This is a genomic window from Streptomyces sp. NPDC050528, from assembly GCF_044457795.1.
Taxonomy (GTDB): Bacteria; Actinomycetota; Actinomycetes; order Streptomycetales; family Streptomycetaceae; genus Streptomyces.
Map to the genome: position 1 here is coordinate 62,627 of NZ_JBITHH010000013.1, position 24,188 is coordinate 86,814.

20 protein-coding genes are annotated in these 24,188 nt (G+C 69.8%); 6 read left to right on the forward strand and 14 right to left on the reverse strand.

The annotated features are described in order from the left end of the window. Positions 1-16: 16 nt before the first annotated feature. Together ACIBK4_RS37585 and ACIBK4_RS37590 are read right to left on the reverse strand one after the other, a co-directional pair. Entirely contained in the window at positions 17-682 is a 666-nt protein-coding gene (locus ACIBK4_RS37585; RefSeq protein ID WP_399002335.1) for an SDR family NAD(P)-dependent oxidoreductase, read from the reverse strand. A gap of 65 nt (positions 683-747) precedes the next feature. Next, complete coding sequence (locus tag ACIBK4_RS37590; RefSeq protein WP_399002337.1) at positions 748-1,764, reverse strand: zinc-dependent alcohol dehydrogenase family protein; 1,017 nt, start codon at positions 1,762-1,764, stop codon at positions 748-750. Positions 1,765-1,934: 170 nt separating this feature from the next. Between ACIBK4_RS37590 and ACIBK4_RS37595 the strand changes: the two genes are divergently transcribed. Both ACIBK4_RS37595 and ACIBK4_RS37600 read left to right on the forward strand, forming a co-directional pair. Beyond that, positions 1,935-2,819 (forward strand): helix-turn-helix domain-containing protein, encoded by an 885-nt coding sequence (locus ACIBK4_RS37595; protein WP_399002339.1) that lies wholly within the window; start codon positions 1,935-1,937, stop codon positions 2,817-2,819. Beyond that, complete coding sequence (locus ACIBK4_RS37600; protein ID WP_399002341.1) at positions 2,816-3,685, forward strand: helix-turn-helix domain-containing protein; 870 nt, start codon at positions 2,816-2,818, stop codon at positions 3,683-3,685. Before ACIBK4_RS37595 ends, ACIBK4_RS37600 begins: the two co-directional genes overlap by 4 nt. Before the next feature lie 104 nt (positions 3,686-3,789). Here ACIBK4_RS37600 and ACIBK4_RS37605 read toward each other — a convergent pair whose 3' ends face one another. From ACIBK4_RS37605 to ACIBK4_RS37625, 5 genes are all read right to left on the reverse strand, one after another. After that, a complete protein-coding gene (locus tag ACIBK4_RS37605) occupies positions 3,790-5,040 on the reverse strand; it encodes an MFS transporter (RefSeq protein WP_399002343.1) in 1,251 nt (416 codons plus the stop codon). A 139-nt stretch (positions 5,041-5,179) separates the two neighbouring features. After that, complete coding sequence (locus tag ACIBK4_RS37610; protein WP_399002345.1) at positions 5,180-6,400, reverse strand: XdhC family protein; 1,221 nt, start codon at positions 6,398-6,400, stop codon at positions 5,180-5,182. Between the two features lie 169 nt (positions 6,401-6,569). Further along, positions 6,570-8,765 (reverse strand): xanthine dehydrogenase family protein molybdopterin-binding subunit, encoded by a 2,196-nt coding sequence (locus ACIBK4_RS37615; RefSeq protein ID WP_399002347.1) that lies wholly within the window; start codon positions 8,763-8,765, stop codon positions 6,570-6,572. After that, the gene (locus tag ACIBK4_RS37620; protein WP_399002349.1) at positions 8,762-9,742 is read right to left on the reverse strand and encodes an FAD binding domain-containing protein; all 981 of its coding nucleotides are present in this window, start codon (positions 9,740-9,742) and stop codon (positions 8,762-8,764) included. The genes ACIBK4_RS37615 and ACIBK4_RS37620 overlap by 4 nt, the downstream gene beginning before the upstream one ends. A 12-nt stretch (positions 9,743-9,754) precedes the next feature. Next, on the reverse strand, positions 9,755-10,405 hold the full coding sequence (locus tag ACIBK4_RS37625) for a (2Fe-2S)-binding protein (protein WP_399002351.1): 651 nt from the start codon (positions 10,403-10,405) through the stop codon (positions 9,755-9,757). A gap of 951 nt (positions 10,406-11,356) precedes the next feature. Between ACIBK4_RS37625 and ACIBK4_RS37630 the strand changes: the two genes are divergently transcribed. Continuing rightward, on the forward strand, positions 11,357-13,396 hold the full coding sequence (locus ACIBK4_RS37630) for a beta-galactosidase (protein ID WP_399002353.1): 2,040 nt from the start codon (positions 11,357-11,359) through the stop codon (positions 13,394-13,396). Positions 13,397-13,472: 76 nt separating this feature from the next. Here the strand turns inward: ACIBK4_RS37630 and ACIBK4_RS37635 are convergent, their stop codons facing one another. Beyond that, complete coding sequence (locus tag ACIBK4_RS37635; protein ID WP_399002355.1) at positions 13,473-15,521, reverse strand: glycoside hydrolase family 2 protein; 2,049 nt, start codon at positions 15,519-15,521, stop codon at positions 13,473-13,475. Between the two features lie 162 nt (positions 15,522-15,683). Between ACIBK4_RS37635 and ACIBK4_RS37640 the strand changes: the two genes are divergently transcribed. From ACIBK4_RS37640 to ACIBK4_RS37650, 3 genes are all read left to right on the forward strand, one after another. Beyond that, the gene (locus tag ACIBK4_RS37640; protein ID WP_399002357.1) at positions 15,684-16,976 is read left to right on the forward strand and encodes a cellulase-like family protein; all 1,293 of its coding nucleotides are present in this window, start codon (positions 15,684-15,686) and stop codon (positions 16,974-16,976) included. Positions 16,977-17,237: 261 nt separating this feature from the next. Next, on the forward strand, positions 17,238-18,056 hold the full coding sequence (locus ACIBK4_RS37645; protein ID WP_399002359.1) for a pectate lyase: 819 nt from the start codon (positions 17,238-17,240) through the stop codon (positions 18,054-18,056). Between the two features lie 11 nt (positions 18,057-18,067). After that, positions 18,068-18,880 carry an endo-1,4-beta-glucanase gene (locus ACIBK4_RS37650; protein WP_399002361.1) on the forward strand — a complete coding sequence of 271 codons (813 nt, stop codon included), beginning with the start codon at positions 18,068-18,070 and terminating at the stop codon, positions 18,878-18,880. A gap of 310 nt (positions 18,881-19,190) precedes the next feature. Here ACIBK4_RS37650 and ACIBK4_RS37655 read toward each other — a convergent pair whose 3' ends face one another. The 6 genes from ACIBK4_RS37655 to ACIBK4_RS37680 all read right to left on the reverse strand — a co-directional run bounded on the left by ACIBK4_RS37655 (position 19,191) and on the right by ACIBK4_RS37680 (position 23,696). Next, complete coding sequence (locus ACIBK4_RS37655; protein WP_399002362.1) at positions 19,191-20,330, reverse strand: ABC transporter substrate-binding protein; 1,140 nt, start codon at positions 20,328-20,330, stop codon at positions 19,191-19,193. A 426-nt stretch (positions 20,331-20,756) separates the two neighbouring features. Continuing rightward, a complete protein-coding gene (locus ACIBK4_RS37660; RefSeq protein WP_399002364.1) occupies positions 20,757-21,137 on the reverse strand; it encodes a nuclear transport factor 2 family protein in 381 nt (126 codons plus the stop codon). Between the two features lie 35 nt (positions 21,138-21,172). After that, a complete protein-coding gene (locus ACIBK4_RS37665; RefSeq protein WP_399002365.1) occupies positions 21,173-21,583 on the reverse strand; it encodes a nuclear transport factor 2 family protein in 411 nt (136 codons plus the stop codon). Between the two features lie 2 nt (positions 21,584-21,585). Then, positions 21,586-22,392 (reverse strand): MBL fold metallo-hydrolase, encoded by an 807-nt coding sequence (locus ACIBK4_RS37670; RefSeq protein ID WP_399002367.1) that lies wholly within the window; start codon positions 22,390-22,392, stop codon positions 21,586-21,588. 45 nt (positions 22,393-22,437) lie between these two features. Next, positions 22,438-23,046, reverse strand: coding sequence for a DsbA family protein (locus tag ACIBK4_RS37675; protein WP_399002369.1), 609 nt, complete (start codon positions 23,044-23,046; stop codon positions 22,438-22,440). A gap of 155 nt (positions 23,047-23,201) precedes the next feature. Next, positions 23,202-23,696, reverse strand: a complete 495-nt coding sequence (locus ACIBK4_RS37680) for a MarR family winged helix-turn-helix transcriptional regulator (protein ID WP_399002371.1) — start codon at positions 23,694-23,696, stop codon at positions 23,202-23,204. Positions 23,697-24,188: the final 492 nt, after the last annotated feature.

Genomic DNA, 24,188 nt, shown 5'->3' on the forward strand with positions numbered 1-24,188 from the left:
CGGGGCGTCCAGGTATTCAGTCGGGCAGGGGCTCGGAGTAGTGGCGGAAGCCGTCGCGCTCGGTGTGGATGTCGTACAGGCGCCGGGCCAGGGCGTCGGGGCTGCTGTGTTCGGCGTCGGGTCGGATGGCGCCGGGGACGATCAGCTGGGCGGCGTGGATGTTCTGCGGGGCGAGGGTGTCGTGGAGCATGCGGGCGTAGGCGCTCTCGGCGGCGAAGGCGATGGAGGTGCCGGCGACGTTCGGGTTGGGGCGTACGGCGCTGGAGCCGTTGACGAACAGCAGCGTGCCGCGGCCCAGTTCGCGCATGCCGGGCAGGACGGCGTTCACCGCGGCGACGGGGCCCTTGACGGAGAACGCGAGGGGAGCGTCGAGGTCGTCGGCGCCGGTGTCCAGGACCGGCTTCATGAAGTCGGCCCGCGGCACGGGGCTGTACTGGAGGATCTCGACAGTCCCCAGCGAGGTACCGGCCGCGTACAGGGCTGCGTCGAGGGACTCGATGTCGAGGACGTCGGCGGCGAAGCCACGGGCCTCGATGCCGTCGCGGGCCAGTTCGGCCGTGAGGTCGTCCAGGCGCTGGGTGTCGCGGGCGATGAGAGCGACGCGGTGGCCCGCAGCTCCGAAACGGCGGGCGGCGGCGAGCCCGAGACCGGGGCCGGCGCCGATGAGGGCGAACGTGGTCACGATGAGTCCTTGTTTGGGAGGGGCCGGACAGAGGTGCCCGGCCCCGATGGCGGAAGGGTTTGCAGTCAGGGCTTCAGGAGGGCCTTGATGGCGCGGCGTTCGTCCATGGCCTTGTAGCCCTCGGCGACCTGGTCCAGGGGCAGGGTGAGGTCGAAGACCTTGCCCGGATTGATCCGGCCGGACAGGACCCGGTCGATCAGATCCGGCAGGTAGCGGCGCACGGGGGCAGGGCCACCGCGCAGGCCGACCTGGGAGAAGAACAGCTCCTGGCCGTCGACGGCGACTTCGTGGGGGACGCCGACGAAGCCGACGTTGCCGCCGGGGCGGGCGGAGTGCAGGGCCTGGCGCATTGACTCGGGGGTGCCGACGCATTCCAGGACGCTGTCGACGCCGATGCCGCCGGTGAGGTCCTTGACGCGGGCGATGCCTTCGTCGCCGCGTTCGCTGATGATGTCGGTGGCGCCGAATTCCAGGGCGAGCTTCTGCCGGGAGTCGTGGCGGATCATCGCGATGATCCGCTCGGCGCCGAGTTCCTTGGCGGCGATGACACCGCACAGGCCGACCGCTCCGTCGCCGACGACGACGGCGGTGGAGCCGGGCTTGACCTCGGCGGCGAGGGCGGCGTACCAGCCGGTGCCCATCACGTCGGAGACGGCGAGCAAACCAGGGACGAGGTCGCCCTCGGGGGGCTCGTCGGTGGCGACGAGGGTGCCGTGGGCGTTGGGGATGCGCACGTAGTCGGCCTGGCAGGTGGACATGAACTCGCGGTGCAGGCAGGAGGACTGCCAGCCGTTACGGCAGTTCGCACACGTGTTGTCCGAGGTGGCGAACGACCCCACGACGAACTGGCCCGGCTTGACGTTGGTGACCTCGCTGCCGACCTCCTCGACGATGCCGACGTACTCGTGCCCCATCGGGTGCGGGTCATCGATCGGTTCCGCGCCGCGGTAGGGCCACAGGTCCGAGCCGCACACGCAGGTGGCGACCGTGCGGATGATCGCGTCGGTCGGCCGGCTGATCTTCGGGTCGTCCAGGGTCTCGAAGCGCACGTCGCCGGGGGCGTGAATGACTGCTCCGCGCATGATGGTGCTTCCTTCGGTACGAGGTTTGTGAGCCGCAGCCAAAGGGAGGAAAGGCTGCTCGAAATCGAGCCTCACACGCGAGGGCGGGCGGGAAAAGCGGAGGAATCTATCCAGGGAGAGGAACATCCAGGGAGGAAATTCTCCCCCCTTAACCCGGTGCGATCGATGCCATGCTGGGAAGCATGACCAGCAATGTCACCCTGAATGAACTGGGAGAATTCCTCAAGAAGCGCCGCTCCGAACTGAGCCCGCGCACGGTCGGGCTTCCGTCGACCAGTCGGCCGCGCCGGGTGGCCGGGCTGCGCCGTGAGGAGGTCGCCCAGCTCGCTTCCATCAGCACGGACTACTACACGCGGCTTGAGCAGGGCCGCATGCAGGCGTCCGCTCCCGTGCTGGACACTCTCGCCCGCGTTCTCCGCATGGACGAAGACGAGCGCGGCTACCTGTTCCAGCTCGCGGGCAGGACCACCGTGCGCACGCGGCGCCGTGGCGTGCAGAAGGTCCAGCCGCAGCTTCAGCGGGTGCTGGAGGACCTCGCCGCCGTCCCGGCCATCGTGCAGGGCCGGCGCGGAGACGTCCTCGCGTGGAACGCGCTGGCGGCAGCCCTGGTCACCGACTTCTCCCGCATTCTCGAGAAGCACCGCAACTACCCGCGGCTCATCTTCACGGATCCGGCGATGCGCAGCATGTATGCCGACTGGGAGACGGCTGCGCAGGTGACGGTGGCGCAGCTGCGGATGGAGGCGGCGAAGTATCCCGAGGACCCGCGTCTGATCGCGCTCGTGGGTGAACTGTCCATGCGCGACCAGCAGTTCGCCCAGTGGTGGGGAGACCACCGCGTCGCCGCCCGCACTGTGGGCACCAAGACCCTGATCCATCCGGTCGTGGGTGAAGTCACCCTCGACTGCGACACCCTCACAGCCAACACGGACCCCGACCAGTACATGACGGTCTGGACCGCCGCCCCGGGATCCCCCGCGCACGACCAGCTGCGCATCCTCGCCTCCTGGGCCGCCGACCAGAACCTGCCGGCCTCGTCAGGATGGGAAGCATGACCAGCAATGTTCCTCTCAATGAGCTGGGCGAGTTCCTCAAGAAGCGCCGCTCGGAGCTGGGTCCGCGCACGGTCGGGCTGCCGGAGACCGGCGGACCCCGCCGGGTGGCCGGACTGCGCCGTGAAGAGGTCGCCCAGCTCGCCTCCATCAGCACCGACTACTACACGCGTCTTGAGCAGGGCCGTATGCAGGCGTCCGCTCCCGTGCTGGACACCCTCGCCCGCGTCCTCCACCTGGATGACGACGAGCGCGGCTACCTCTTCCAGCTCGCTGGCAAGACCACCCCCCGCACCCGGCGCCACGGCAGGCAGAAGGTCCAGCCCCAGCTGCAACGCGTGCTGGACGACCTCACCGCCACCCCGGCCATCGTGCAGGGCCGACGCGGGGACATCCTGGCGTGGAACGCGCTGGCCGCCGCACTGGTCACGGACTTCTCCCGTATTCCGGAGAAGCACCGCAACTACCCGCGGCTCATCTTCACCGATCCGGCGATGCGCGACCTGTACGCCGACTGGGAGGGCTCGGCGCGGATCGCCGTGGCGCAGGTGCGGATGGAGGCGGCGAAGTATCCCGAGGATCCCCGTCTCATCGAGCTGGTCGGTGAACTGTCCACGCGGGACAAGCAGTTCGCCCAGTGGTGGGGCGATCACCGCGTCGCGGCGCGCACCGTGGGCACCAAGACCCTCAACCATCCGGTCGTCGGAGAACTCGTCCTGGACTGGGACACCCTCACCGCCAACACCGACCCCGACCAGCACCTGACGGTCTGGACCGCCGCCCCCGGTTCTCCCACCCACGAGCGGCTGCGCATCCTCGCCTCCTGGGCCACCGAGCAGCACCTGGCGCCCTCTTCTCCCCTCCGCTGACCGGTGACGCACCCACACCGCCGATGGCTTCCGCCGCGCGTGCCCCGCATACTCGGTCGGTCCGCGAGCGTGACCTGCTGCTCGCGCGTAGGACGAGCACCGCGTCAGCCGATGTCTTGAGTGCCGCCCCCGATCCTCTGGTCTGCGGCTGCTCGGGGCTGAGCCGGGGGCGTCTCGGAACGGGTGGCGCGCATCAGCGCGAGTGCGGTCAGCGGTAGAAGGGTGAGGGCAACCGCCACGGTGCCGACCAGCGGGGGCCCTGCCTGCTCCAGCGGTGAGGTCAGAGCGATGCCCGCCGTCCAGGAGCCGATGGCGATGCCAACGTTGGGCGCCGAGCCGCTGAGGCCGGAGACGAGGGTGGGCGCGGAACGGGAGAAGCGCAGGGCCAGCGCGCCGAGCACCGGGGTCGCGGCGAAGCCGGTCATCCCCATGAGCGTCACCAGGACGACGGCCGCCACCGGGCTCGGGGAGAAGAAGGTCAACAACAGCAGGACCAGCGTGGTCGTGACGGAAGAGGTGATCAGCGTGGCAAGGGGGCGGCGATCGCCCAGGCGCCCGCCGACCGTGGTACCCAGCAGGGCGCCCAGGCCGTAGCCGGTCAGAACCAGGGGCACGGCTCCATGGGGGATGCCGGCCCGTTCGGTGAGCAGGGGTGAGACGTAGGTGTACGTCGCCAGGACGCCGCCCATCAGCAGCGTCATGGAACTCAGCGTCAGCCAGACCCGGACATCGCGCAGCGCGGCGAACTCGGCCCGGACGGAAGGCGCTTCGCTTCGCTCATCGGCGGGGATGTACCGGCCGATGACCGTCGCCGCGGCCGCTGACAGCGCGGCCAGCACCCAGAACGGCCCGCGCCAGCCCGACAACTGCCCCAGCCACGCGCCCAGCGGTACGCCGGCCACATTGGCCACGGTCAGACCTCCCAGGAGCATGCCCAGAGCCCGTGACGTCGCCGCCGGTCCCGCCGCGGTCGTGGCCACGAGCGCGGCGACGCACCAGAAGGTCCCGGTGGCCAGCGCGGTCACCACGCGGGCCGCGAGCACGAGCGCGAACGACGAGCTGAGCGCGGCGGCCAGATGGCCCAGGGAGAAGACGACGAGCGCGAGGATCAGCGTGGAGCGCCGGGGCAGGCGCAGCGTCGCGATCGCCATTACCGGCGCCCCGACGATCATGCCTGCCGCGAACGCCGTGATCAGCAGGCCCGCGTGAGACACGCTGACATGCAGATCGTCGGCTATCTCGGGCAGCAGGCCCGCGATAACGAATTCGGTGGTACCCATGAGGAATGTCCCGGCGGACAGCACCGAGACGACGAAGGGCAGTTTGCGACGTCGGCCGTCGGTCGTGGATGGCATTCGGTGGCATTCTCTTTTCAGGGCGATGTGCGAGGAGGATGAATTTCTCCGGAATTGGCAGGCGGTGTGCCGGCCGCGCCACGTGTGGGAGGGGCCACAGAGCAGCGGCACCGCCGGCGCCCTGGGCCGTGCCCTGCGGCTATGGAAACGCCGCCTCCGCAAGCCGTACATTCCCGTCGCGCCGTGTCGGCCGTTGGCCGGGATCCACCGCTTCTTCCCTCAGCCGGACGGGGTCGGACCTCAGTGGAGGGAGCGGCCGGTGGATCGGTCCGGTGACCCGGGACAAGGACAGGCCCGTGCCCTGGTTGATGTGGGCGATGATCTCCGCGGTGATGGAGACGGCCGTCTCTTGGGGGGTGCGGGCGCCGAGGTCGAGGCCGATCGGGGAGTGCAGGCGGGCGACTTGTTCCTCGGAGACGTCGGCCTCACTCAGCAGCCGGAGCCGTTCGTCGTGGGTGCGCCGGGAGCCCATCGCGCCGACATAGCCCACGGGCAGGCCGAGGGCGAGCTGAAGCAGCGGGATGTCGAATTTGGCATCGTGGGTCAGGACGCAGACGGCGGTGCGAGAGTCCACGGCTGTCTGTGACAAGTAGCGGTGGGGCCAGTCGACCACGACCTCGTCGGCGTGCGGGAAGCGGGCGGGCGTGGCGAAGACGGGGCGGGCGTCGCACACGGTGACCCGGTAGCCGAGAAAGCGACCGGCCTGGCTGAGCGCGGCGGCGAAGTCGACGGCGCCGAAGATCAGCATGCGGGGTCGGGACGCGTGGACGTGGACGAGGACGGTCAGCGGTTCGGGGCAGCCGTCCCCGTTCCCGCCGACCGTGACGCGGGCGGTGCGTCCGGCCCGCAGCAGGGCCCGCGCCTCCTCGGCCACCAGTTGGCCCGTCGGACCGCCGTCCAGGCTGCCGTAGGTGACGCTGCCGCCGGCGAGGACGCTCAGGGTGGAGCCGTTGAGGCCGCTGGGGCCGTCGACCACTTGGGCCATGGCAACAGGACGGCCGTCCACGATGTCGGTGAGGGCGGCGGTGAGGTGCGGATTGGCGGTGGGATCGATGCGTTGGACGAGGACGTCGAGTTCGCCGCCGCAGGTCAGGCCGACGGCGAAGGCGTCGTCGTCGGAGTAGCCGAACCAGGCGCGCTGCGGGGCGTCCCGGTCCCGGAGGACCTGTTGGCACAGGTCGTAGACCGCGCCCTCGACGCAGCCGCCGGAGATGCTGCCGACCGCGTTGCCGTCGGCGTCCACCGCGACCGACGTACCGACCGGCAGCGGTGCGCTGCCGGTGACGTCGACGACGGTGGCCAGGGCGAAGGGGCGTGCCTCGCGGCACCAACGGTGCAGTGTGTCCGCGATGTTCAGCATGAACGGTTCCTTCGTGCCGGGGGTGAGGGGCCGCCATCGCGCCGTGAGGGGGAGCGTCTTCACGCGGCGGCGGCCGTGGAGGGTCCGGCAGCCGGACGGGGGCCCGGCTGCCGGACGAGGAAGGAGTGCCCGGGCCGCTGGCCGCTCCGCAGCGGCCCGGGCACTCGGCTCAGAGCAACGCCTCGGCGGTGATGGGCAGTTCACGGACCCGGCGGCCGGTGGCGTTGAAGACCGCGTTGCCTATCGCCGCTGCCACACCCACCTGCACGACCTCGCCGAGCCCCTTCACCCCCAGCGCGTTGCCCGCGTTGTCCTCGCCGTCCAGGTAGATCGCCCGGACCTCGGGGATGTCGGCGTTGACGGGCACCAGGTAGTCGGCGAGATTGGCGTTGACGATCCGCCCGTCATGGTGGTCGGTGACCGTGTGCTCCAGCAGGGCCGTGCCGATGCCGCCCACGATGCCGCCGAACGCCTGGCTCTCGGCGAGCTTGGGGCTGATGATCCGGCCTGCGTCGTACACGCCGAGCATCCGCCGCACTCGCACCAGCCCCAGCGTCGCGTCGACGGCGACCTCGGCGAACGTCGCGTTGTAGGCGTTGTAGGAGTCCCGTTCGGGGGTTGGCGGCCCGGCGTAGTTGCCGCGTGCCTCCAGGTGGGAGCGGTCCTGGCGGCCCAGCAGGCTGCGGTACGTCTCGCCGCGCGCCGGGGTGTCCTGCACGTGCAGCCGTCCGCCGCGTACGACCACATCGGCGGGGTCCACGCCGTACAGCGGCGACTCGCGGTCCTCGACGGCCAGTTTGATCGCCTGCTTGCGCACCTGGTTGCAGGCGTCGACGACGGCGGAGCCGACGCTGGCCATGGTCGACGAGCCTCCGTGCGGGCCGGTCTGCGGATACAGGGAGTCGCCGAGCTTGAAGGTCACCGTGCGCATGGTCAGCCCGAGCGCGTCGGCGGCCACCTGGGTCTGGGAGGTGTATGTGCCCGGCCCCATGTCGGTGGTGGCCGCCTCGACCACCGCGGTGCCGTCGGCATCGAGTCGGGCCTTGGCCTGCGCCGGATAGCGCCCGGGATCGTAGACCCCGGCGGCCATCCCCATGCCGACCAGCCAGTCCCCGTCGCGCGTCGAACGGGGTTTGGGGTTGCGGCGGTTCCAGCCGAACTCCCGGGCGCCGACGGTGTAGCACTCCCGTAGCCGCCGGGTCGAGAACGGCAGGTTCTTCCCCTCGTCCTCGGACGGCTCGTTGCGCCGGCGCAGCTCGATCGGGTCGAGCCCGAGCCGGTGGGCGAGCTCGTCCATGGCTGACTCGATCACGAAGGACGCCGATGCGAAGCCGGGACCGCGCATCCAGATCGGCGTGTTCACATCCAGCGGCACCTGCCGGTAGGTCTGGCTGACGTTCGGCATGCTGTAGAGCATCTGCCCGGGCGCCATGACCCCCTCGGTGAACGTCTCGTACGACGAGGTCTCCGCGTCGATCTCGTGGATCGCGGCGGACAGCCGGCCGCGCCGGTCACTGCCCAGCCGCAGCCGGTACTCGTAGGAGGGCCGGAAACCGGTACCGAAGTACATCTGCCGGCGGCTGAGCACCAGCTTGACCGGGCGCTTCGTGTCCCGCGCGGCCACAGCGGCGACGATCGTGTGCGGCCAGCAGCGCAGCCCGCTGCCGAAGCCGCCGCCCACGAACGGGTTGATGACCCGCACCGCATCCGCGGGCAGGTCGAACACGGCGGCGATCTCGTCGCGGGTGCCCATCACCCACTGGGTCTTGTCCCAGACGGTGACTGTGTCGCCTTCCCAACGGGCGATCGTGGCGTGCGGCTCCATCGGGTTGTGATGGTTGCGCGCCAACTCATACGTCAGGTCCAGGCGTACGGCCGCGTCGCTCAGTCCGGCATCCGCGTCGCCGCGTGCGTAGGCCGTCGGCTTCCCCGGCTTCCCCTCGTGCAGGTCGGTCGAGGGCTGTTCGGCGTCGTACTCGACCTCGACCAGGCTCGCGCCGTGCTGGGCGGCTTCCAGCGTGGTGGCGACGACGACGGCGACCGGCTGGCCGTGGAAGAGCACCTGGTCGTCCTGGAACACCCGCAGCCTGCGCCCGGGCGGATTGTTCGAGCCGGAATTGTCGCGGTACGGCAGCTTAGGCGCGTTGCGGTGGCTGATCACCCGCAGCACGCCCGGGTGCTGTTCGGCGTCACGAGTGTCGATGGAGGTGATGCGGCCGCGGCCGATACTGGCATCGACGATGACCGCGTGCACCGCGCCGTCGACATCGAACTCGGCGGCGTACAGCGCCTTGCCGGTGACTTTGAGCCGGCCGTCCACCCGGGACAGGGGCGCGCCCACGGCTGCCTGCGGCTGGGGACTCACGTGGTACCTCCTACGATGCGCAGCTGACGTTCCACGGTCCGCTTCAGCAACTCGACCTTGAAGCGGTTGTGCCGGAGGGGACGGGAGCCGTCCGCGGCTCGCTCGGCGGCGGCCGCCCACAGTGACTGTGAGGGACGCTCACCGACGAGGTGCTGTTCCACGGCGGGCAGCTTCCATGGCACGGTCCCCACGCCACCGACGGCGACCTTCGCCACCTGGATCACCCCGCCCCGTACGTGCAGCGCCACGGCCGCCGACGTCAGGGCGAACTCGTAGGACTGCCGGTCGCGTACCTTCAGATATCCGGACTTCAGCGGGCGCGGAAGTGCGGGAACCTCCACTGCGGTGATCAACTCGCCCCGCCGCAGGGCCTGTTCACGATTCGGAGTGTTGCCCGGGCGCAGCAGGAAGTCGGCGAAGGGGATCTGGCGTTCCCCGTCCGGGCTCAGCAGATGCACTCGGGCCTCCAGCGCGGCGAACGCCACGGCCGCGTCGGAGGGGTGGGTTGCCACGCAGTCCTCGGAGGTTCCGAGGATGGCGTGCGTACGGTTGAAGCCCTTCAGCGCGGCGCAACCCGAGCCAGGCTCGCGCTTGTTGCATTCGGCGGTGACGTCGCGGAAGTAGGTGCAGCGGGTGCGCTGCATGATGTTGCCGCCGATGGTGGCCATGTTCCGCAGCTGGGCGGAAGCGCTCAGCTCCAGCGCCTGGGAGATGACGGGGTACAGCGAGCGCACCTTGGGATGGGCGGCGGCCTCGGTCATGGTCACCAGCGCGCCGATGCGCAAGCCACCGCGCTCGGCGACCTGGACGTCATGCATCGGCAGGTCACGGATGTCGACCAGGGTTTCGGGACGCCCGACGGTCTCGCGCATCAAGTCGACGAGGGTGGTACCGCCGGCGATGTAACGGCCGCCGTGGCGGCCCGCATCGAGGGCCTCACGGGTGTTCGCGGCCTTCGTGAAGGAGAAGGGATACATGTCAGCGGCTCCTTAACTCCGGCCAGCGGCCTGCTCGATGGCTCGCACGATTTTCACGTAGCAGCCGCAGCGGCAGATGTTGCCGCTCATCCACTCCCGGATCTCCTCCGGCGAACCGGTGTGCCCCTCCTGGATGCAGCCCACCCCGGACATGATCTGGCCGGGGGTGCAGTAGCCGCACTGGAAGGCGTCCTGGTCGACGAACGCCTGCTGCAGCGGGTGGAGTTGGTCACCGTCGGCCAGGCCCTCGACCGTGGTGACCTGGGCGCCCTCCAGGCGTACCGCCAATGTGAGGCAGGAGTTCACGCGCTGCCCGTCGACCAGGACCGTGCACGCTCCGCAGGCCCCGGCGTTACAGCCCTTCTTGGAGCCGGTCAGTTCGAAGTGCTCGCGCAGCAGATCCAGCAGCGAGGTGCGGTTGTCGACGGTGACCTTGCGCCGGGTGCCGTTCACCGTCAGGGACACACGGCTGGAGGGCGACGTATCGGCAGCGGCCGCCTCCTGCGGGCCGAGCAGGTTTGTCCCCCCGATCACACCGCCCGCGACGACGGCACCGCCGACCGCGCCAGTGGTGGCGATGAAGGTACGCCGACTGGGGGCCGGCGAGGACTCGCCGGCCCCGGTGGGGGGTGGAACGGCGGACTCGGGGACTTCAGTAGACATGGGTACGCCTTCGCATCGCGGACGGATCACGCCGCGCACAGCGGCACGGCAGGAGGCGGGACCGTCGTCGCCGCAGGACCTGGACGACCGTGCGGATCAAGCCGCGGCCGGTCATGCCCGGCAGTCTGGCATCGCCAGTGACGCCCGTGGCAGGGAGACTTTTCTCCCCCGATCCTTCTCTCCCCCCAAGAGCCGAGCCGTGGATACGTCCACTGCGGCGTGGGTTTTGGGGTAAGCAGGACAGCGCTTCCCCGCCGATGACGCGTGCGTCACTGGACCAGGCGCTGCATTGCCCGAACGAGGCGCACCCGACCGTGTGGGTGCGGCGGCACCTGGACGTGGACGGGCACGTCCTGCCGACGGGGTTCCAACTGATGGTCTTCGCCGAGGGACGGCGCTACCGGCCGCAGAGCCCGAACTGGTCGACGATCGCGGCTCCGGCTTCGCTCCGCCTCCCGCGGAGCCGGAACCTCAGTTGGTGTTCGAAGAGTTCGCGGTGGTCCGTCTGGCCCGCCTCATACTGTTCAGAGAGCCGGAGTGCATGCCGGCCGGCGTGACGTGGCGGCGGCGCTGAGTTCGTGAGATCCGGCCCCGCCAGGGCGGCGCGAGGTGCTGCTGGTATCACGGCACCGACTGGCACTCGGTCAGCGCGATGGCCCTGGACATCCTGGAGCCGGCAGACGGCCTTGGCCACGCTGTTCAGCCTCGCCGACGCAATCCAGCCCTGCAGCGGCCCGGGTTTCATCAACCGCCAGCACCGGGCCCAAGAACTGCTGGAGACGGGGGTGTCTTCCTGGCCACGACCACCGCCCCATCGGCCGCGGGTCCGCGAGCCGTGGCCGCGCCGATTCCGCGTGCGGTCCCGCTGGCACTCACCCCCACCCTCGGATGTTTCAATTAATTATGAATATATCTTGACGAGGTGGCGATGACGCTTCAAGACTGACCGGCATGCAACAGGCATCCTCAGTACCGATCGACAACCGGCGGCACCTGCGCCCGGCCGGGATCGCCTTCGGCGGCGACTACAACCCCGAGCAGTGGCCCGAGGAGGTGTGGGCCGAGGACGTCGCGCTGATGAAGAAGGCCGGCGTCTCCATGGTCACGGCCGGGATCTTCTCCTGGGCCAAGGTGGAACCAAGGCCCGGGGAGTTCGACTTCACCTGGTTCGACCGGGTCATGGACAACCTCGCCGGGGCCGGCGTGGCCGTATGCCTGGCCACCATGACGGCGTCCCCGCCACCCTGGCTCTCCCGGCTGCACCCCGAGATCCTCCCCGAGACCGCCGACGGCCGACGGCTGTGGCCCGGCGGACGCCAGCACTACTGCCCCTCCAGCCCCGTCTACCGCGAGCATGCCGCCCGCCTGGTGGAGCGGCTTGCCACCCGGTACGCGGACCATCCCGCGCTGGAGATGTGGCACATCGGCAACGAGTACGGCTGCCACACCCCGCAGTGCTGGTGCGACGAGTCGGCCGCCGACTTCCGGCGCTGGCTGTCCGAGCGCTACGGCGACGTCGAAGCCCTCAACGACGCCTGGTCGACGGCCTTCTGGGCCCAGCACTACGACACCTTCGACGAAGTGTTGCCCCCGCGGCTCGCACCGACCTTCCCCAACCCCGCCCAGCAGTTGGACTTCGCCCGCTTCTCCGACGACGCGCTGCTCCAGTGCTACCTGACTGAGAAGGAGGTCCTGCGGCGGATCACCCCGGACGTGCCCGTCACCACCAACTTCATCGGCGTACACAAGCCCGTCGACGCCTTCCGCTGGGCCGCCGAGGAGGACGTCGTCTCGGTCGACGTCTACCAGGACCCGCACGACGAGGACACACACGTCGCAGCGGGGTTCATCTTCGACGTCACCCGCTCCGCCCGCGCCGGTCAGCCGTGGATGCTGATGGAGCAGGCGCCCAGCGCGGTGAACTGGCGTGAGCGCAACGGGCCCAAGCCGCCGGGCCGGATGCGGCTGTGGAGCTGGCAGGCGGTCGCCCAGGGCGCGGACGCGGTGCTGTACTTCCAGTGGCGCCAGTCCCGGGGCGGCGCCGAGAAGTACCACTCGGCGATGGTCCCGCACGGCGGCACCGACACCCGGATCTTCCGCGAAGTGCGCGAACTGGGACGCGAGTTGGCCTCCGTGCCGCAGATCGCCGGCACCCGCTCCACCGCCCAGGTCGCCCTGGTACTGGACTGGAACAGCTGGTGGGCCCTGGAGCTGGACTCGCACCCGTCCACCGCGCTCAGCCAGATGGACATCGCGCTCGCCCACTACCGTCCGCTGTTCGAAGCCGGCATCGCCTGCGACGTCGTACCCCCCGACCGCGACCTCTCCGGCTACCGGCTCGTCGTAGCACCCAACCTGTACCTGCTGAAGGAACGCGACGCCGAACGCCTCACCGAGTTCGTACGCGGCGGCGGCCACCTGCTGGTGTCGTTCTTCTCCGGCATCGTCGACGACTGCGACCGGGTGCACCTGGGCGGATACCCAGCCCCACTGCGCAAGGTGCTCGGCCTGCGCGTCGAGGAGTTCTGGCCGCTCGCGGAGAACGAGACGGTCGGCGTCCGGCACGCGGACGGCACGGTCAGCCGCGCCGACCTGTGGTCGGAGGCCGTCATCCCCGAAGGCGCCCAGACAGTGGCCGAGTTCGGTTCCGGGCAGCTCGCAGGGCAACCGGCCGTCACCCGGCATTCCTTCGGCGAAGGACAGGCCTGGTATGTCGCGACGCGTCTCGCACCGGAGGCCATGCGGGCCCTGACCGACGAGGTGTGTCGTACGGCATCCGTGGGTCCCGTACTCCCCGGGCTTCCCGAGCACGTCCAGGCAACCGTGCGCGAGGGCGACGGCGGGCGCTTCGTCTTCCTGCTGAACCACGGTCAGGAGGAGGTCGAGGTCGGACTCCCCGAGCCGATGACCGACGCTCTGACCCCAGGGGGGACGTTCATCGACCGCGTCACGCTGCCCGTAGCCGGAGTAGCCGTACTGACCGAGCCGTAAAAGACCGAACAAGCCGCAAACACAAGGGGAGGGGCAGTTCGCCCCTCCCCTTGTCACCGGCCTCCGTTCCGCAGGGTCACCGGCCCTTCGGACGGGCGGCCTTGCGGAACGCGTCGTAGACGAGCTTGGGCCGCTCCCCCGCGAAGGTGAGCAGGCCCATCACGGAAATACCGTTGTAGGCCTGGTTGTAGCCGGCGCGCTCCTTGTAGTCCTTGAGGACCCAGTAGGTGAAACCGGCGACGAACTCGCTGCGCGCGGCCACCTGCGCCCAGTGGGCGGTGAAGCTCGCCGCCTGCCATTCCTCGGTGCCCTGCGTGGTGCTGGGGCCGTGGGTGCCGGCCTCCGACCAGGTGCCGTTCTCGGTGATCAGGATCGGCTTGTCGGGATACTTCGCGTGCACCGCGTCCAGCGTGGGGCCGAGGTCGGCGTCCTTGCCGTAGAAGTAGCCGAAGTACTCGTTGAACCCGATCACGTCCGCGAGGTCGAAGGCGGGGTCGTTGCTGGTGTTGGAGGCCCAGGTCACCGGACGGGCGGTGAGGTCGACCGCCTTCACCGCCGCCTTCAGGTCGGCGAGCCAGGCCCGGTAGACCGGGGCGCCGTCGGCGTCGATCTCCGACTCGTTCTGCAGCCCCCAGAGGATCACCGAGGGGTGGTTGTGCTGGTTCCACGCCATGGTCAGGGCCAGCGCGCGGGCGAGGCCGTAGCGCTCGGTCTGGAGCTTCTCCTGGGCGGTGTTGAGCCACATGGTGTCGATGTCGTCCATCACCACCACGCCGTGCGCGTCCGCCCAGTCGTAGACGTAGGGGTGGCGGTTGTAGACGCAGTTGCGGATGAAGTTGGCGCCCAGTTTCGTGATGTGGCCCAGTTCGCGGTCGTACTCGGCAGGCGTCATCGCCCTGCCGTGGGCGGCCGTCTCCTCGTGCCAGTTGAGGCCCTTAAGGAACAGGGGCTTGCCGTTCAGCCTCAACTGCGCGTTACTGACGGTCAGTTCGCGCACACCGTAGACGGTGGTCAGCGTGTCCACCCGCGGGCCCGAGTGCCTCCCGGCGGTCAGGGTGGCGCGGGCGGTGAGCGTGTGCGGCGAGGCCGGGCTCCATCGTGGGGCGCCGGGTACGTGGAGCACGACCCGTACGACGCCTGCCGACCGGGCCGCGATCCGGGCCGCGACCGTGGTGGGCCGGCCGCCGCTCTCCCGGCCGGGATCGAGGGTGACCTGGCCGTCGAAGGCGTAGTCACCGTGGTTCTCGACGACCGCGTGTGCCTCAAGGCGCCCGTTCGCGGCGGACACGAGCAGTTTGGCGATGGTGACCTGCGGGACCGCCTCGATCCAGGCCGACCGGGTCAGTCCCGCGTAGGGCCAGTAGTCGACGGGCTTGTACGGCAGCTCGTACTCGTCGGTGACCGGCTGGGGAGTCGAGGCCGTGTAGTCGGTGTAGCTCGCCCGGCGGAAGACCCGCACGGCGATCGTCTGACGCTTTCCCGGCCTTAGCGCCCCTGCCACCGGCAGCGCAAAGGGCGAGTTGGCGCCTTCGTGCTTGCCGAGGTGCGTGCCGTCGAGCCAGACCTCGGCGCTGTAGCCGGCGGCCAGGAAGGCGATGCGTACGTGCCGGGCGCGCCAGGACGCGGGAACGTCGACGGTGGTGCGGTACCAGGCGTAGCCGTCGTTGAACGCCGTGCCCTTCGCGAACGGGGCGGTCTCCGAGCCGAATCCGGGTGTGTCCAGGAGGTCCCAGGCCGCCGGGACGCCGATGAGGCCCCAGGCTCTGTCGTCGTGGTGCGGGGACTGCCATCCCTCGCTGAGCCCCTGGGCATCAGGGTCGAAACGGAAGCGCCACCGCTTGTCCAGGGACAGGTAGTCGCGGGTGGGCTCATGGGTGCGCCAGCCGTCGAAGGCGGGGAGCACCGTGCCGTACTGGAAGACGACGTTGGTGCCGCCCACGTCGCGCACATGGGTGCCGGAGGGCTCGGTGGCCGGGTGGGTGTCGAGCACCGGGCCGTTCGCGGTGGCCACGGTCGTACCGTCTGCCGCTTGCGCCGTCTGGGGCCACGCCGGCAGGGCGACGAAGGCGGTCGCGCCGAGTGCCGTGACGACGGTGCGCCGGGACGGATGGATGGATTCGGTCATGGCAGGCGGCTCCTTGATGCACGTACGGGTTCGTCCGCCCCACAGCCTGGACAAGCGCGCCACCCTCGTCAAGGATTATTCATAAATAATGAATTGAGCTAGCGTGATGCCGCCGAACCGCCGACGGCGGCGTCCTACCGCACAAGAACGACGGGTGCCCTCATGACCACCGCACAGCAGCAAGCCACCACGCCCGGGAGCACGGGCCGACTCACCATCACCCTGTGGGACTTCAGCTGGTACACACAGGCCGGACCCGGCGAACCCTTCGCCGACCTCGACCGCGCCTTCACCGAGGCGGTGGAACGGGGCTTCAACACCGTGCGCATCTGCGCCATGCCCTTCCTGCTGTTCTCCGGACGGGTCCACTCCTCGGAGTCCGTCCAAGTCCGAGGCCTGGGCGAGCAGTTCGGACAGCGCACCCGCTGGTACAACGTGCGCGGCGGCTACCCGCTGGACGGCCGCCGACGGCTCGTCGAACTCTTCGAGGCAGCCGCCCGCCATGACTGCATGGTGATCGTGTCCTCGTGGGAGTACCAGCAGTCCCCCAGCTTCGCGGACACCGACACCTGGCACCGCGCCCTGGCCGCCGTCCCCGGCCCGGACCGCGCCGAGGCCGTGGCCGAAGCCCTCGCCGCGCTGCTCGACTTCCTCACCGAGCGCGGACTCGCCGACCGCATCGCCTACGTCGAGGTGCACAACGAGGTCGACAACTGCTCCCTCGTACCGGCCGACGGCACCGCCGGCCACTACGCCCGGTTGCGCGGCCCCCTCGAACGGGCCGTCAAGCTGCTGCGGGCCCGCCACCCCGACATCCCCGTCAGCTACTCGCTGGGCGAGCCCTGGCCCGGCGAACTCGACGACCTGCCCGAGCAGGCGCAGATCGCACACTTCCACTTCTACGTCTACGGCGTCCTCGGCGCGCTGTACGAGGCGGTCGGCCTGGGCCACGGCACCGAAGCGGCGCCCGAGACGGCCACCTGGCCCACCCCCGCGCTGGCCGCCATGCTGCGCCCCGACGCGCCCGCCTTCTCCGACTACCAGCCGGACGAACCCTGGCGCCTGGCCGCCACCGGCATCCCGCGCGAACTGTTTTACGCGCACGACTGGGTTGATCCCGACCGCTGGGACCTGTGGCTCTACGAGAACTATCCGGCACACCGGCAGGCCATGCGGGAGACGCTGGCCGGGTGGGTCGACTCCGTCGCCGAGTTCGCCCGCCTGCGCGGCATCCCAGCCGTCCTCGGTGAGAGCGTCGTGGGATACACCCCTCTCCTGACCCGCTTCGAGGAGGACGCCGTCGGCAAGGACATCGCGGAGTTCGTCGTCGACCGCTGCCTCGCGGCAGGCTTCCAGGGCGTCGTGCTGACCTCCAACGCGGCCCCGCACCACCCCATGTGGCACACCGACCGGGACTGGATGCGGCGGGTCAACGCCCGTGTCACCGCGAGCTGAACACGATCCCGCCGCACCCCGAATGCAGACGACAAGGCAAGGACTATCGGCCCAGGAGATACATTCCGCAGGACGGACCGGGCCGTCGGACAGGCGGCCGGAGGGCAGCCACAGGACGCCGGCGGCCATCGGATTCCAAGTGTCCGGCCAGGTCTCGGTATCCGTCTCAGAGCAGGAACGGGACGCCCGTTCGAGGGTTACGGCCGTACGTTCGGCCGACACCGCGCGCGCCGGAGCGGAGTCTCTGCCAACGATCCGACTATGCACAGCCGAAAACGCATCATGCTGCCGCTCGCCGCCCTCGCGGCCGTGGCCCTCGTCACCTCGCTCCCCACCACCGTCGCGGCAGCCGACCACCCGGCCCCCGCCACCAACTCCGCGCGGCCCGCCGCCGACTGGCCGGCCGCCAAACGCGTCCAGCAAGTACGCGCCACCATCAAGGTCACCGGCAACCGGGACTTCGACCTCACCCGCTTCGCCGGCGCCGGCGCGCTCGCCGGCGGGGACCAGGCCGAGAACCAGCCGCCGATCCTGGAACTCGCCGACAAGGCCACCGTCTCGAACGTCATCATCGGCTCCCCCGCCGCCGACGGCATCCACTGCCGGGGCACCTGCACCCTGAAGAACGTGTGGTGGGAGGACGTCGGCGAGGACGCCGCCACCTTCAAGGGCACCGCCGCCAGCCAGACCATGACGATCGACGGCGGCGGCGCCCGCAAAGCCGCCGACAAGGTGTTCCAGCAGAACGGCCCCGGCACCTTCGTCATCAGGAACTTCAAGGTCGAGAACTTCGGCAAGCTCTACCGCTCCTGCGGCAACTGCAAGACCCAGTACCAGCGCCACGTCGTCCTCGACAACGTCACCGTGAAGTCCCCCGGCCTCGACATCGTCGGCATCAACTCCACGCCCTACGGCGACACCGCCCGGCTGACCCGCATCACCATCCAGGGCGACCCGGCCCGCAAGATCGTCATCTGCCAGAAATTCCGCGGAGTCACCTCGGGCGAACCCACGAAGGCCGGATCCGGCCCCGACGGCCGCAACTGCATCTACAAAACCTCCGACATCACCTACAAGTAGGAGCACCGACGATGTTCACCGCCAGAGCGCTCAAGGCCCTCACCGCGTCGGTCGCCGCCGCCGTCGCCGCCCCGCTCCTGCTCGCCCCCTCCGCACAGGCCGCCGACAACTGCACCGCCTTCAACACCGTCAAGGCGTCCCCGTACTACCTCAACAACAACGTCTGGGGCGCCAGCGGCGCCACCGGCAAGCAGTGCACCTGGCTCAACTCCTACCGGGGCGGCAAGGCCAACTGGGAGACGTCCTTCGACTGGTCGGGCGGCAACCCGACCGGCGTCAAGGCCTACGGCAGCATCGTGCTCGGCTGGCACTGGGGCTGGAAGGACACCACCACCAAGCTGCCCGTCCAGCTCAACAGCCGCCGCAAGATCACCTCCAACTGGACCTTCAACATCACCCAGAACACCCCGTCCGTCATGAACGTCTCCTACGACGTCTGGTTCCACCAGAAGTCCAACCCCAACTGGGCCGACCAGCCCCACGACGAGATGATGATCTGGCTCAACCACCAAGGCGGAGCAGGCCCGTTGGGCACAAAACGCGAACGGGTCACCCTCGGCGGCACGGCCTGGGACCTGTACGCCGGGAAGATCGTCAACAAGGATCAGGCGGGCCGCGTCACCAGCAGCTGGAACGTCTACTCCTACGTCCGCGTCGCCAACACGAACTCCGCGACCACCGACATCACCGCCATGGCCAACGCCCTGGTCCAGCGCAGACTGCTGGCCAACAACGCGTACCTGACCAGCGTCGAGGCCGGCACCGAGGTCTTCCGCGGGAGGGGCAAGCTGAGCAGCAGCTCGTACTCGGTCAACGTGGGCTGACCCGCCTGCATCCAGGGGTGTCGTGCGGACCGCCTCGAACCCACGGGCAATCCACACGACACCCCTGGTCTCAACGGGCCAGTGGTGCTGACGACGAGCCGCGCGGTTCAGCCAGGTGACACGGGGTCAATATCGAGCTGGCCGACCCGTCGCGTATCAGCGCGAGCATCCCGGCCGACGACGGAAGGGCCGTCCCTTCCGAGATGGCAACGTGCAGCTTGGTCACTTCGACCCTCGTCCGCCTTGGTGCGCTCTCGGCCGTGCGGGACTTCAGCAGGCACCACCTGCGAGCGACCCGGCCTGGGAGACCTCAGGCTCCCGGGTGCAGCCCGAGGGAGCCCGGCGACGGGTCTCCCTTGACCTCTCCGAAGTAGAGAGCAAAGGTCTGCTTCCAGCGCTCGATCGCGGCACGCTCGGCCATGAAGCGGGGGAATCCGTCGAGGTTCCCGTTCCGGTACTGCCAGATGGGCTTCAGCCCCGCCGGCGGCGTGACATCCGCGCGAACCGACCAGCCGTTGGCGGCGGCCTGCTGCTGCTCGGTGGACAGCCGCCAGTTGAGGTAGAGCTTGGCCGCGGTCGGGTTCTTGGCCTGCTTCAGGATCGCGGCCCGCTGTCCCCAGGACATGAACGGCGTCGCCTCATCAGGAAGCACCCACTTGACGGGCCCGGTGGCCAGGGCCGCGCCGGAGCCGCCGACGCCGATCGCCTTCTGGCCGCTGGTGACGGCGTCCCTGGGGGTGTAACTGCCGCGCGCGAACTGCACGTCCTGGGCGGCCAGTCGCGCCAGCCAGTCCCAGCCGTACTTCTGCACATAGAGCGTGTAGAGATAGAGCACCGCGTCGTCGTCGTGCGGATAGGAGGAGGCGATCCTCCCCTTCCACTTGGCGTCGACGAGTTCGAGCGGGCTGGTGGGCACGTCCGAACCGACCGCCGCCGGGCCGTACATGAAGCTGAAGGCGCTCACCTGCACGGCGACCCAGGCACCGCGGGGGTCCTTGAAGGGGGCGTAGACCTTGGAGAAGCCGGCCGGCTTGTAGGTGAGCAGACTTCCCTGCTCGTTCCAGCGTACGAAGTCCTGGACGGTCTGCAGCTGTACGACGTCGGGCACGAGGGTGTCGGTGGCGAACTGGTTGTCCACGCGGACGTCGTGGTACTTGCTGTAGTCGACGACAACCGTCAGATCGATCCCGGGGAAACGACTCCTGAAGCCGGTACGAAGGCCGTCCGCCTGCGTCGAGACGTCACCCCCCGCGTAGATCACGAGCTTTCCGCCCTCCGCCAGGGCGGCCTGATAGAGCTCGTCGAGTGTGCGGGTCTCCTCGGCGCCTCCTGTCCCCCGGTCAGTGGCGGATGCCGCGGCGGGGGAGGCTGTGGCGGCGGCTGTACCTAAGCCGAGCGCGGCACCCGCGCCGGTGGCGAGTAGACGGCGTCGGCTGGGAAGGCTGGTCATGTGGAGGGCCTTTCTCATCGGAAAAAGAGGCACTGGTTCGGCGTCGCGCGGGGTGCTGCGCGGTGCTAACAGCACGAAGGACGGCTTCGGTCAGAGCGGCCATGTCCTGGTCAGGATGTGGCAGATGCCGTGAGCGGCCGAAGGCCATACGGATGCGAGGCACGGCCCGAGCGCTTACGCCCCGTGGGTGTCCGGCGGCAGGGCCCGCGTCCTCGGTCGCCACCAAGCGACTGCGCGGAAGGCGAGTCGGAGCAGTGCCGAATCCCTCGGGAAGGGCGGGCGGGCCCCGCCCGCTGCTGATCGACAAGTGTCGGCCGTGTGCCGCGACATGTGCCGCGACACACGGCGGGGTGGTGCGGAGGTTGACGGCGCGGGTCGCACGACCCGTGAGGCGAACCGGTCCCGGCCCGGATGCGGGCGCGGACCTCAGAACATGGTGTTGTCGTTGGCGCTCTTCTCGGGCACTTCCTGGATCACGTCCCAGTGTTCGACGATCCTTCCGTCGGCGACGCGCCAGAAGTCGGCGACGGCCATGCCTCGGTCGCCGGGCTTGAGGTGCAGGTTGCTGTGGGTGACGACCAAGTCCCCTTCGGCGACAGCCCGCTTGATGTCCAGGCGCAGTTCCGGGAACTGACCGCGCAGCCAGTGGACATAGCCGACGAACGCCTGCGGACTGTCCTGCGCCTCCGGGTTGTGCTGGGTATAGCTCTCGCCGAGATGCGCGGCGGCGGCCTGCTCCGGCTGGTAGTCGTTGAACGCCTGCTCATAAAACGCGATGACGAGCGCCTTGTTGTCGGCAGCGGACACGAGCTTCTCCTGTTCTCTTGGTGCTGGGGCGTGCGTCAGAGGGTCATGGCGTCGCGGACGAGCGCGGTGTCGACGAACTGCTCGAAGCGGACGATGTGTCCTGCGCGTACGACGAAGTGGTGGGCGACGCGGACGTCGATCGGCTTCCCGGTCGCCTTGTTGGTCGCGGTGTAGCGGGCGAGGACGACGACGTTCTCACCGTCGACGACGTAGGTGTCGTCGTGGGCGGTCCAGCCGTCCCAGTCCTGGCCCAACTTCTCCATCACGCCGGCGGTGACGCCGTCGGGGGTCCGGTACGTGCCGGCGAGGGGGAAGCCGGCCATCTCCGTCCACTCGACGTCGGGGGCGAGGGTGGCCCGAAGCGCCTCAAGGTCACCTGCCGCGGAGGCGAGGTACTGGCGGCGTACGACGTCGGCGGGGGCTGTGGAGGTCTCGAACTCGGCCATGGTCAGCCCCACTTCATTTCACCCTTGGCGACCTTCGCGCCGATCTGGGCGGCGATCAGCATGCCGTTGTCGGGGTAGCGCTTGACCAGAGCCTCGGTCAGCGCGGCGCCGTCGGCCGCCTTGCCGAGCTCCTCCTCGAAGGCGACGAGGTAGTCGCGGGTGGCGGTGATCGCGGACGTGTCCGCCGCCGTATCGGGCAGACGGTGGCCCGGCACGACCAACTCCGGCTGCAGCGCGGCCATTTCGTCCAGCAGGTCGATCCACGCGGCGCGGTCGCCCGGGGTGGGGGTGTCGGCGACCCAGACGTGCTCCTGCTGGAAGAGCAGGACACCGCCGAGGAGGGCACGCTGCTCGGCCTGCCACAGGTAGTGGCGGTCGGGCAGCGCGGCCGGGCCGCCCTTGAGCTCGAAGCGGTGGCCCTCCAGGGTGAGGTCACCGGTCAGCGGGGTGAGGTCGACCAGGCGGGTGGGCAGGTTCGGGCCGAGCGCGGCCCACGCCTTGAGCTTGCCCTCGTAGGAGTGCTGGATGTGCTCGATGACGAGCGGGGTGGCCACGAACGTCGCGTCGGGGAAGGCGTCGGCGATCACCTCGGCACCGAAGTAGAAGTCGGGGTCGGCGTGGCTGACGAAGACGGTGGTGAGCTTCTTGCCGGAGTCGAGGATCTCGGCGGCGAGGCGGTGGCCGTCGGCGCGGGTGAAGGCGGCGTCGACCAGCAGGGCGTCGTTCTCGCCGGTGACGAGGGTGGCGGTCTTGTTCTTGCTGCCGGCCGGGAAGTCGAGGTCGAGGACCTTGAAGGAGAGGGTGCTCATGCGGGGGCTCCTTTGCGCGAGGGATGGAGTGGGGACAGGGGAAGGTCAGTGGGCGGCGAAGCGTGCGTCGACCTCGTCGGCGGTGGCTTGGCCGTAGGCCAGCGGGGTGACCAAGTCGCCGTCGACGGCCAAAAGCGTGGGGAACCCGGTGACGCCGAGCTGGGCCGCGCGGCGGAAGTCGGCGTGGGCCGCGGTCTGTGCGTCGGGTGCTTCGAAGGCGGCGACGACGGCGTCCGCGTCGAGCCCGGCGGCCTGGGCGACCTTCCGGTAGGTGGCCGTCTCGGACAGGCTGCGTCCGTCGACGTAGAAGGCGGCCTGCAGGGCCGCGGCCAGCTCCGCCGCGCGGTCGGGGGCGGCCTGGCGCAGGGCGGCGACGCCGCGGGCGGCGGCCTCGGAGTCCATCACGAACGAGCCGTCGGCGATCAGCTGGTCGTAGGCCGCGCCGAACTCGGCGCCGGTCAGCTCGGCGATCTTGGCGTTCGCGCCCTGGACGTAGCCGAACCGGCGGACGGGCACCCGCCGCGATCCGGTGAACAGGCCGCCGGAGACGACCTCGACCGGCAGTTCGGGGTGACGGGCGGCGACCTCGCTCAGTGTTCCGGCGAACCCGTGCGACCAGCCGCAGTAGGCGTCGAAGACGTAGACGAGCTTCATCGAGGACCTCGGCAGAGATGTGCGCCCGCGGGTTACGAGCGATTCACCTGACAGAACAGTAACTGACGCCTCAGATATTTCAAGGTTCGTGTGAGGTGAGGCACACGGGTGTGGCTGACCACGTCATTACACCAGCGCGGCCGCCGGCCCGCAGGTCAGGGCAGGCGGGGCAACAAGTCCCGGGCCGCGTGGCTGAGGATGCGGAGATCCTCCGCGAACCGCTTCCGATCCGCCGCGGGCAGCGGGTCCACGAGATACCGCTTGATGTTCTCCAGGTGCACCCGGGACGCGCGCACGACCGTCTCCTCGCCCAACGGCGTCAGCCGCACCAGCTTCCCGCGCCGGTCATCGGGGGAATCCGCGCGCGTCACGAAACCCGCCGCCTGCATGCGATCCACCAGCCGGGTGGCACCACCCGTGGTCAGCACCTGCTCCTGGGCGATGGCCCGCATCGACAGCCCCGGCTCACCCGCACGCCCAAGGATCAGCAGCACCTCGAACACCAGATGACTGATGCCGCACTCCACCTCCAGCGCCCGGCCGAGGATGTACTCCAGCCGGTTCGCCGCCCCCTGCAGCCGCCCGAACGCCAGGATGAGCTCGTGATCCGCGGCCTCCTTCGCCGTCCTGATCCCAGCTTCCTCACCCACGGCAGCGCCGCCCCTCTCGTCGTCCCGGTACCACCGTACCGATCATGCAGGAACCAGATGGGGCGGCCGAGACACCCTGACCGGTCGAGCGACAAGCAGCGGCAGTCATTTCTGCAGGGGGGTGAGGTCGGTGCGACATCAGGGCGGCCTCCAACACCGGTGTGTGCCGGGGTGAATACAGCGTGGCTCGGGCGGTTCGCGGCGGCCCCACGCGGGCGGCTACAACTGGGCCCACTTGCTTGACCGTTGAAGGACGGTTTCAAATGGCCCCGCTCCCGAGCTGCGGAAATGGCCAGGGTGGGGCCACTTCTGGCCACCCTCGAACGCGTGGCGGAGCCAGCGCGAGCCGCCCCGGTGGGGCCCGCTGTAACCGCCCGAGCCATACAGCGCTCGCGGTCGTCGCGGATCGCCCGTCGCCGACGCCAGGGCGTGGAGCGGAAACGGCCGGTTCGGTGTGAGCGAATGGTGGGCTCGGGCGGCGCTTTTGGGCAC

Bases quoted from the DNA above. Each gene is read 5' to 3' on its own strand.
- ACIBK4_RS37590 (WP_399002337.1), bottom strand. From the start codon at position 1,764: ATGCGCGGAGCAGTCATTCACGCCCCCGGCGACGTGCGCTTCGAGACC.
- ACIBK4_RS37595 (WP_399002339.1), top strand. From the start codon at position 1,935: ATGCTGGGAAGCATGACCAGCAATGTCACCCTGAATGAACTGGGAGAA.
- ACIBK4_RS37600 (WP_399002341.1), top strand. From the start codon at position 2,816: ATGACCAGCAATGTTCCTCTCAATGAGCTGGGCGAGTTCCTCAAGAAG.
- ACIBK4_RS37605 (WP_399002343.1), bottom strand. From the start codon at position 5,040: ATGCCATCCACGACCGACGGCCGACGTCGCAAACTGCCCTTCGTCGTC.
- ACIBK4_RS37610 (WP_399002345.1), bottom strand. From the start codon at position 6,400: ATGCTGAACATCGCGGACACACTGCACCGTTGGTGCCGCGAGGCACGC.
- ACIBK4_RS37620 (WP_399002349.1), bottom strand. From the start codon at position 9,742: ATGTATCCCTTCTCCTTCACGAAGGCCGCGAACACCCGTGAGGCCCTC.
- ACIBK4_RS37625 (WP_399002351.1), bottom strand. From the start codon at position 10,405: ATGTCTACTGAAGTCCCCGAGTCCGCCGTTCCACCCCCCACCGGGGCC.
- ACIBK4_RS37630 (WP_399002353.1), top strand. From the start codon at position 11,357: ATGCAACAGGCATCCTCAGTACCGATCGACAACCGGCGGCACCTGCGC.
- ACIBK4_RS37635 (WP_399002355.1), bottom strand. From the start codon at position 15,521: ATGACCGAATCCATCCATCCGTCCCGGCGCACCGTCGTCACGGCACTC.
- ACIBK4_RS37640 (WP_399002357.1), top strand. From the start codon at position 15,684: ATGACCACCGCACAGCAGCAAGCCACCACGCCCGGGAGCACGGGCCGA.
- ACIBK4_RS37645 (WP_399002359.1), top strand. From the start codon at position 17,238: ATGCACAGCCGAAAACGCATCATGCTGCCGCTCGCCGCCCTCGCGGCC.
- ACIBK4_RS37650 (WP_399002361.1), top strand. From the start codon at position 18,068: ATGTTCACCGCCAGAGCGCTCAAGGCCCTCACCGCGTCGGTCGCCGCC.
- ACIBK4_RS37655 (WP_399002362.1), bottom strand. From the start codon at position 20,330: ATGACCAGCCTTCCCAGCCGACGCCGTCTACTCGCCACCGGCGCGGGT.
- ACIBK4_RS37665 (WP_399002365.1), bottom strand. From the start codon at position 21,583: ATGGCCGAGTTCGAGACCTCCACAGCCCCCGCCGACGTCGTACGCCGC.
- ACIBK4_RS37670 (WP_399002367.1), bottom strand. From the start codon at position 22,392: ATGAGCACCCTCTCCTTCAAGGTCCTCGACCTCGACTTCCCGGCCGGC.
- ACIBK4_RS37675 (WP_399002369.1), bottom strand. From the start codon at position 23,046: ATGAAGCTCGTCTACGTCTTCGACGCCTACTGCGGCTGGTCGCACGGG.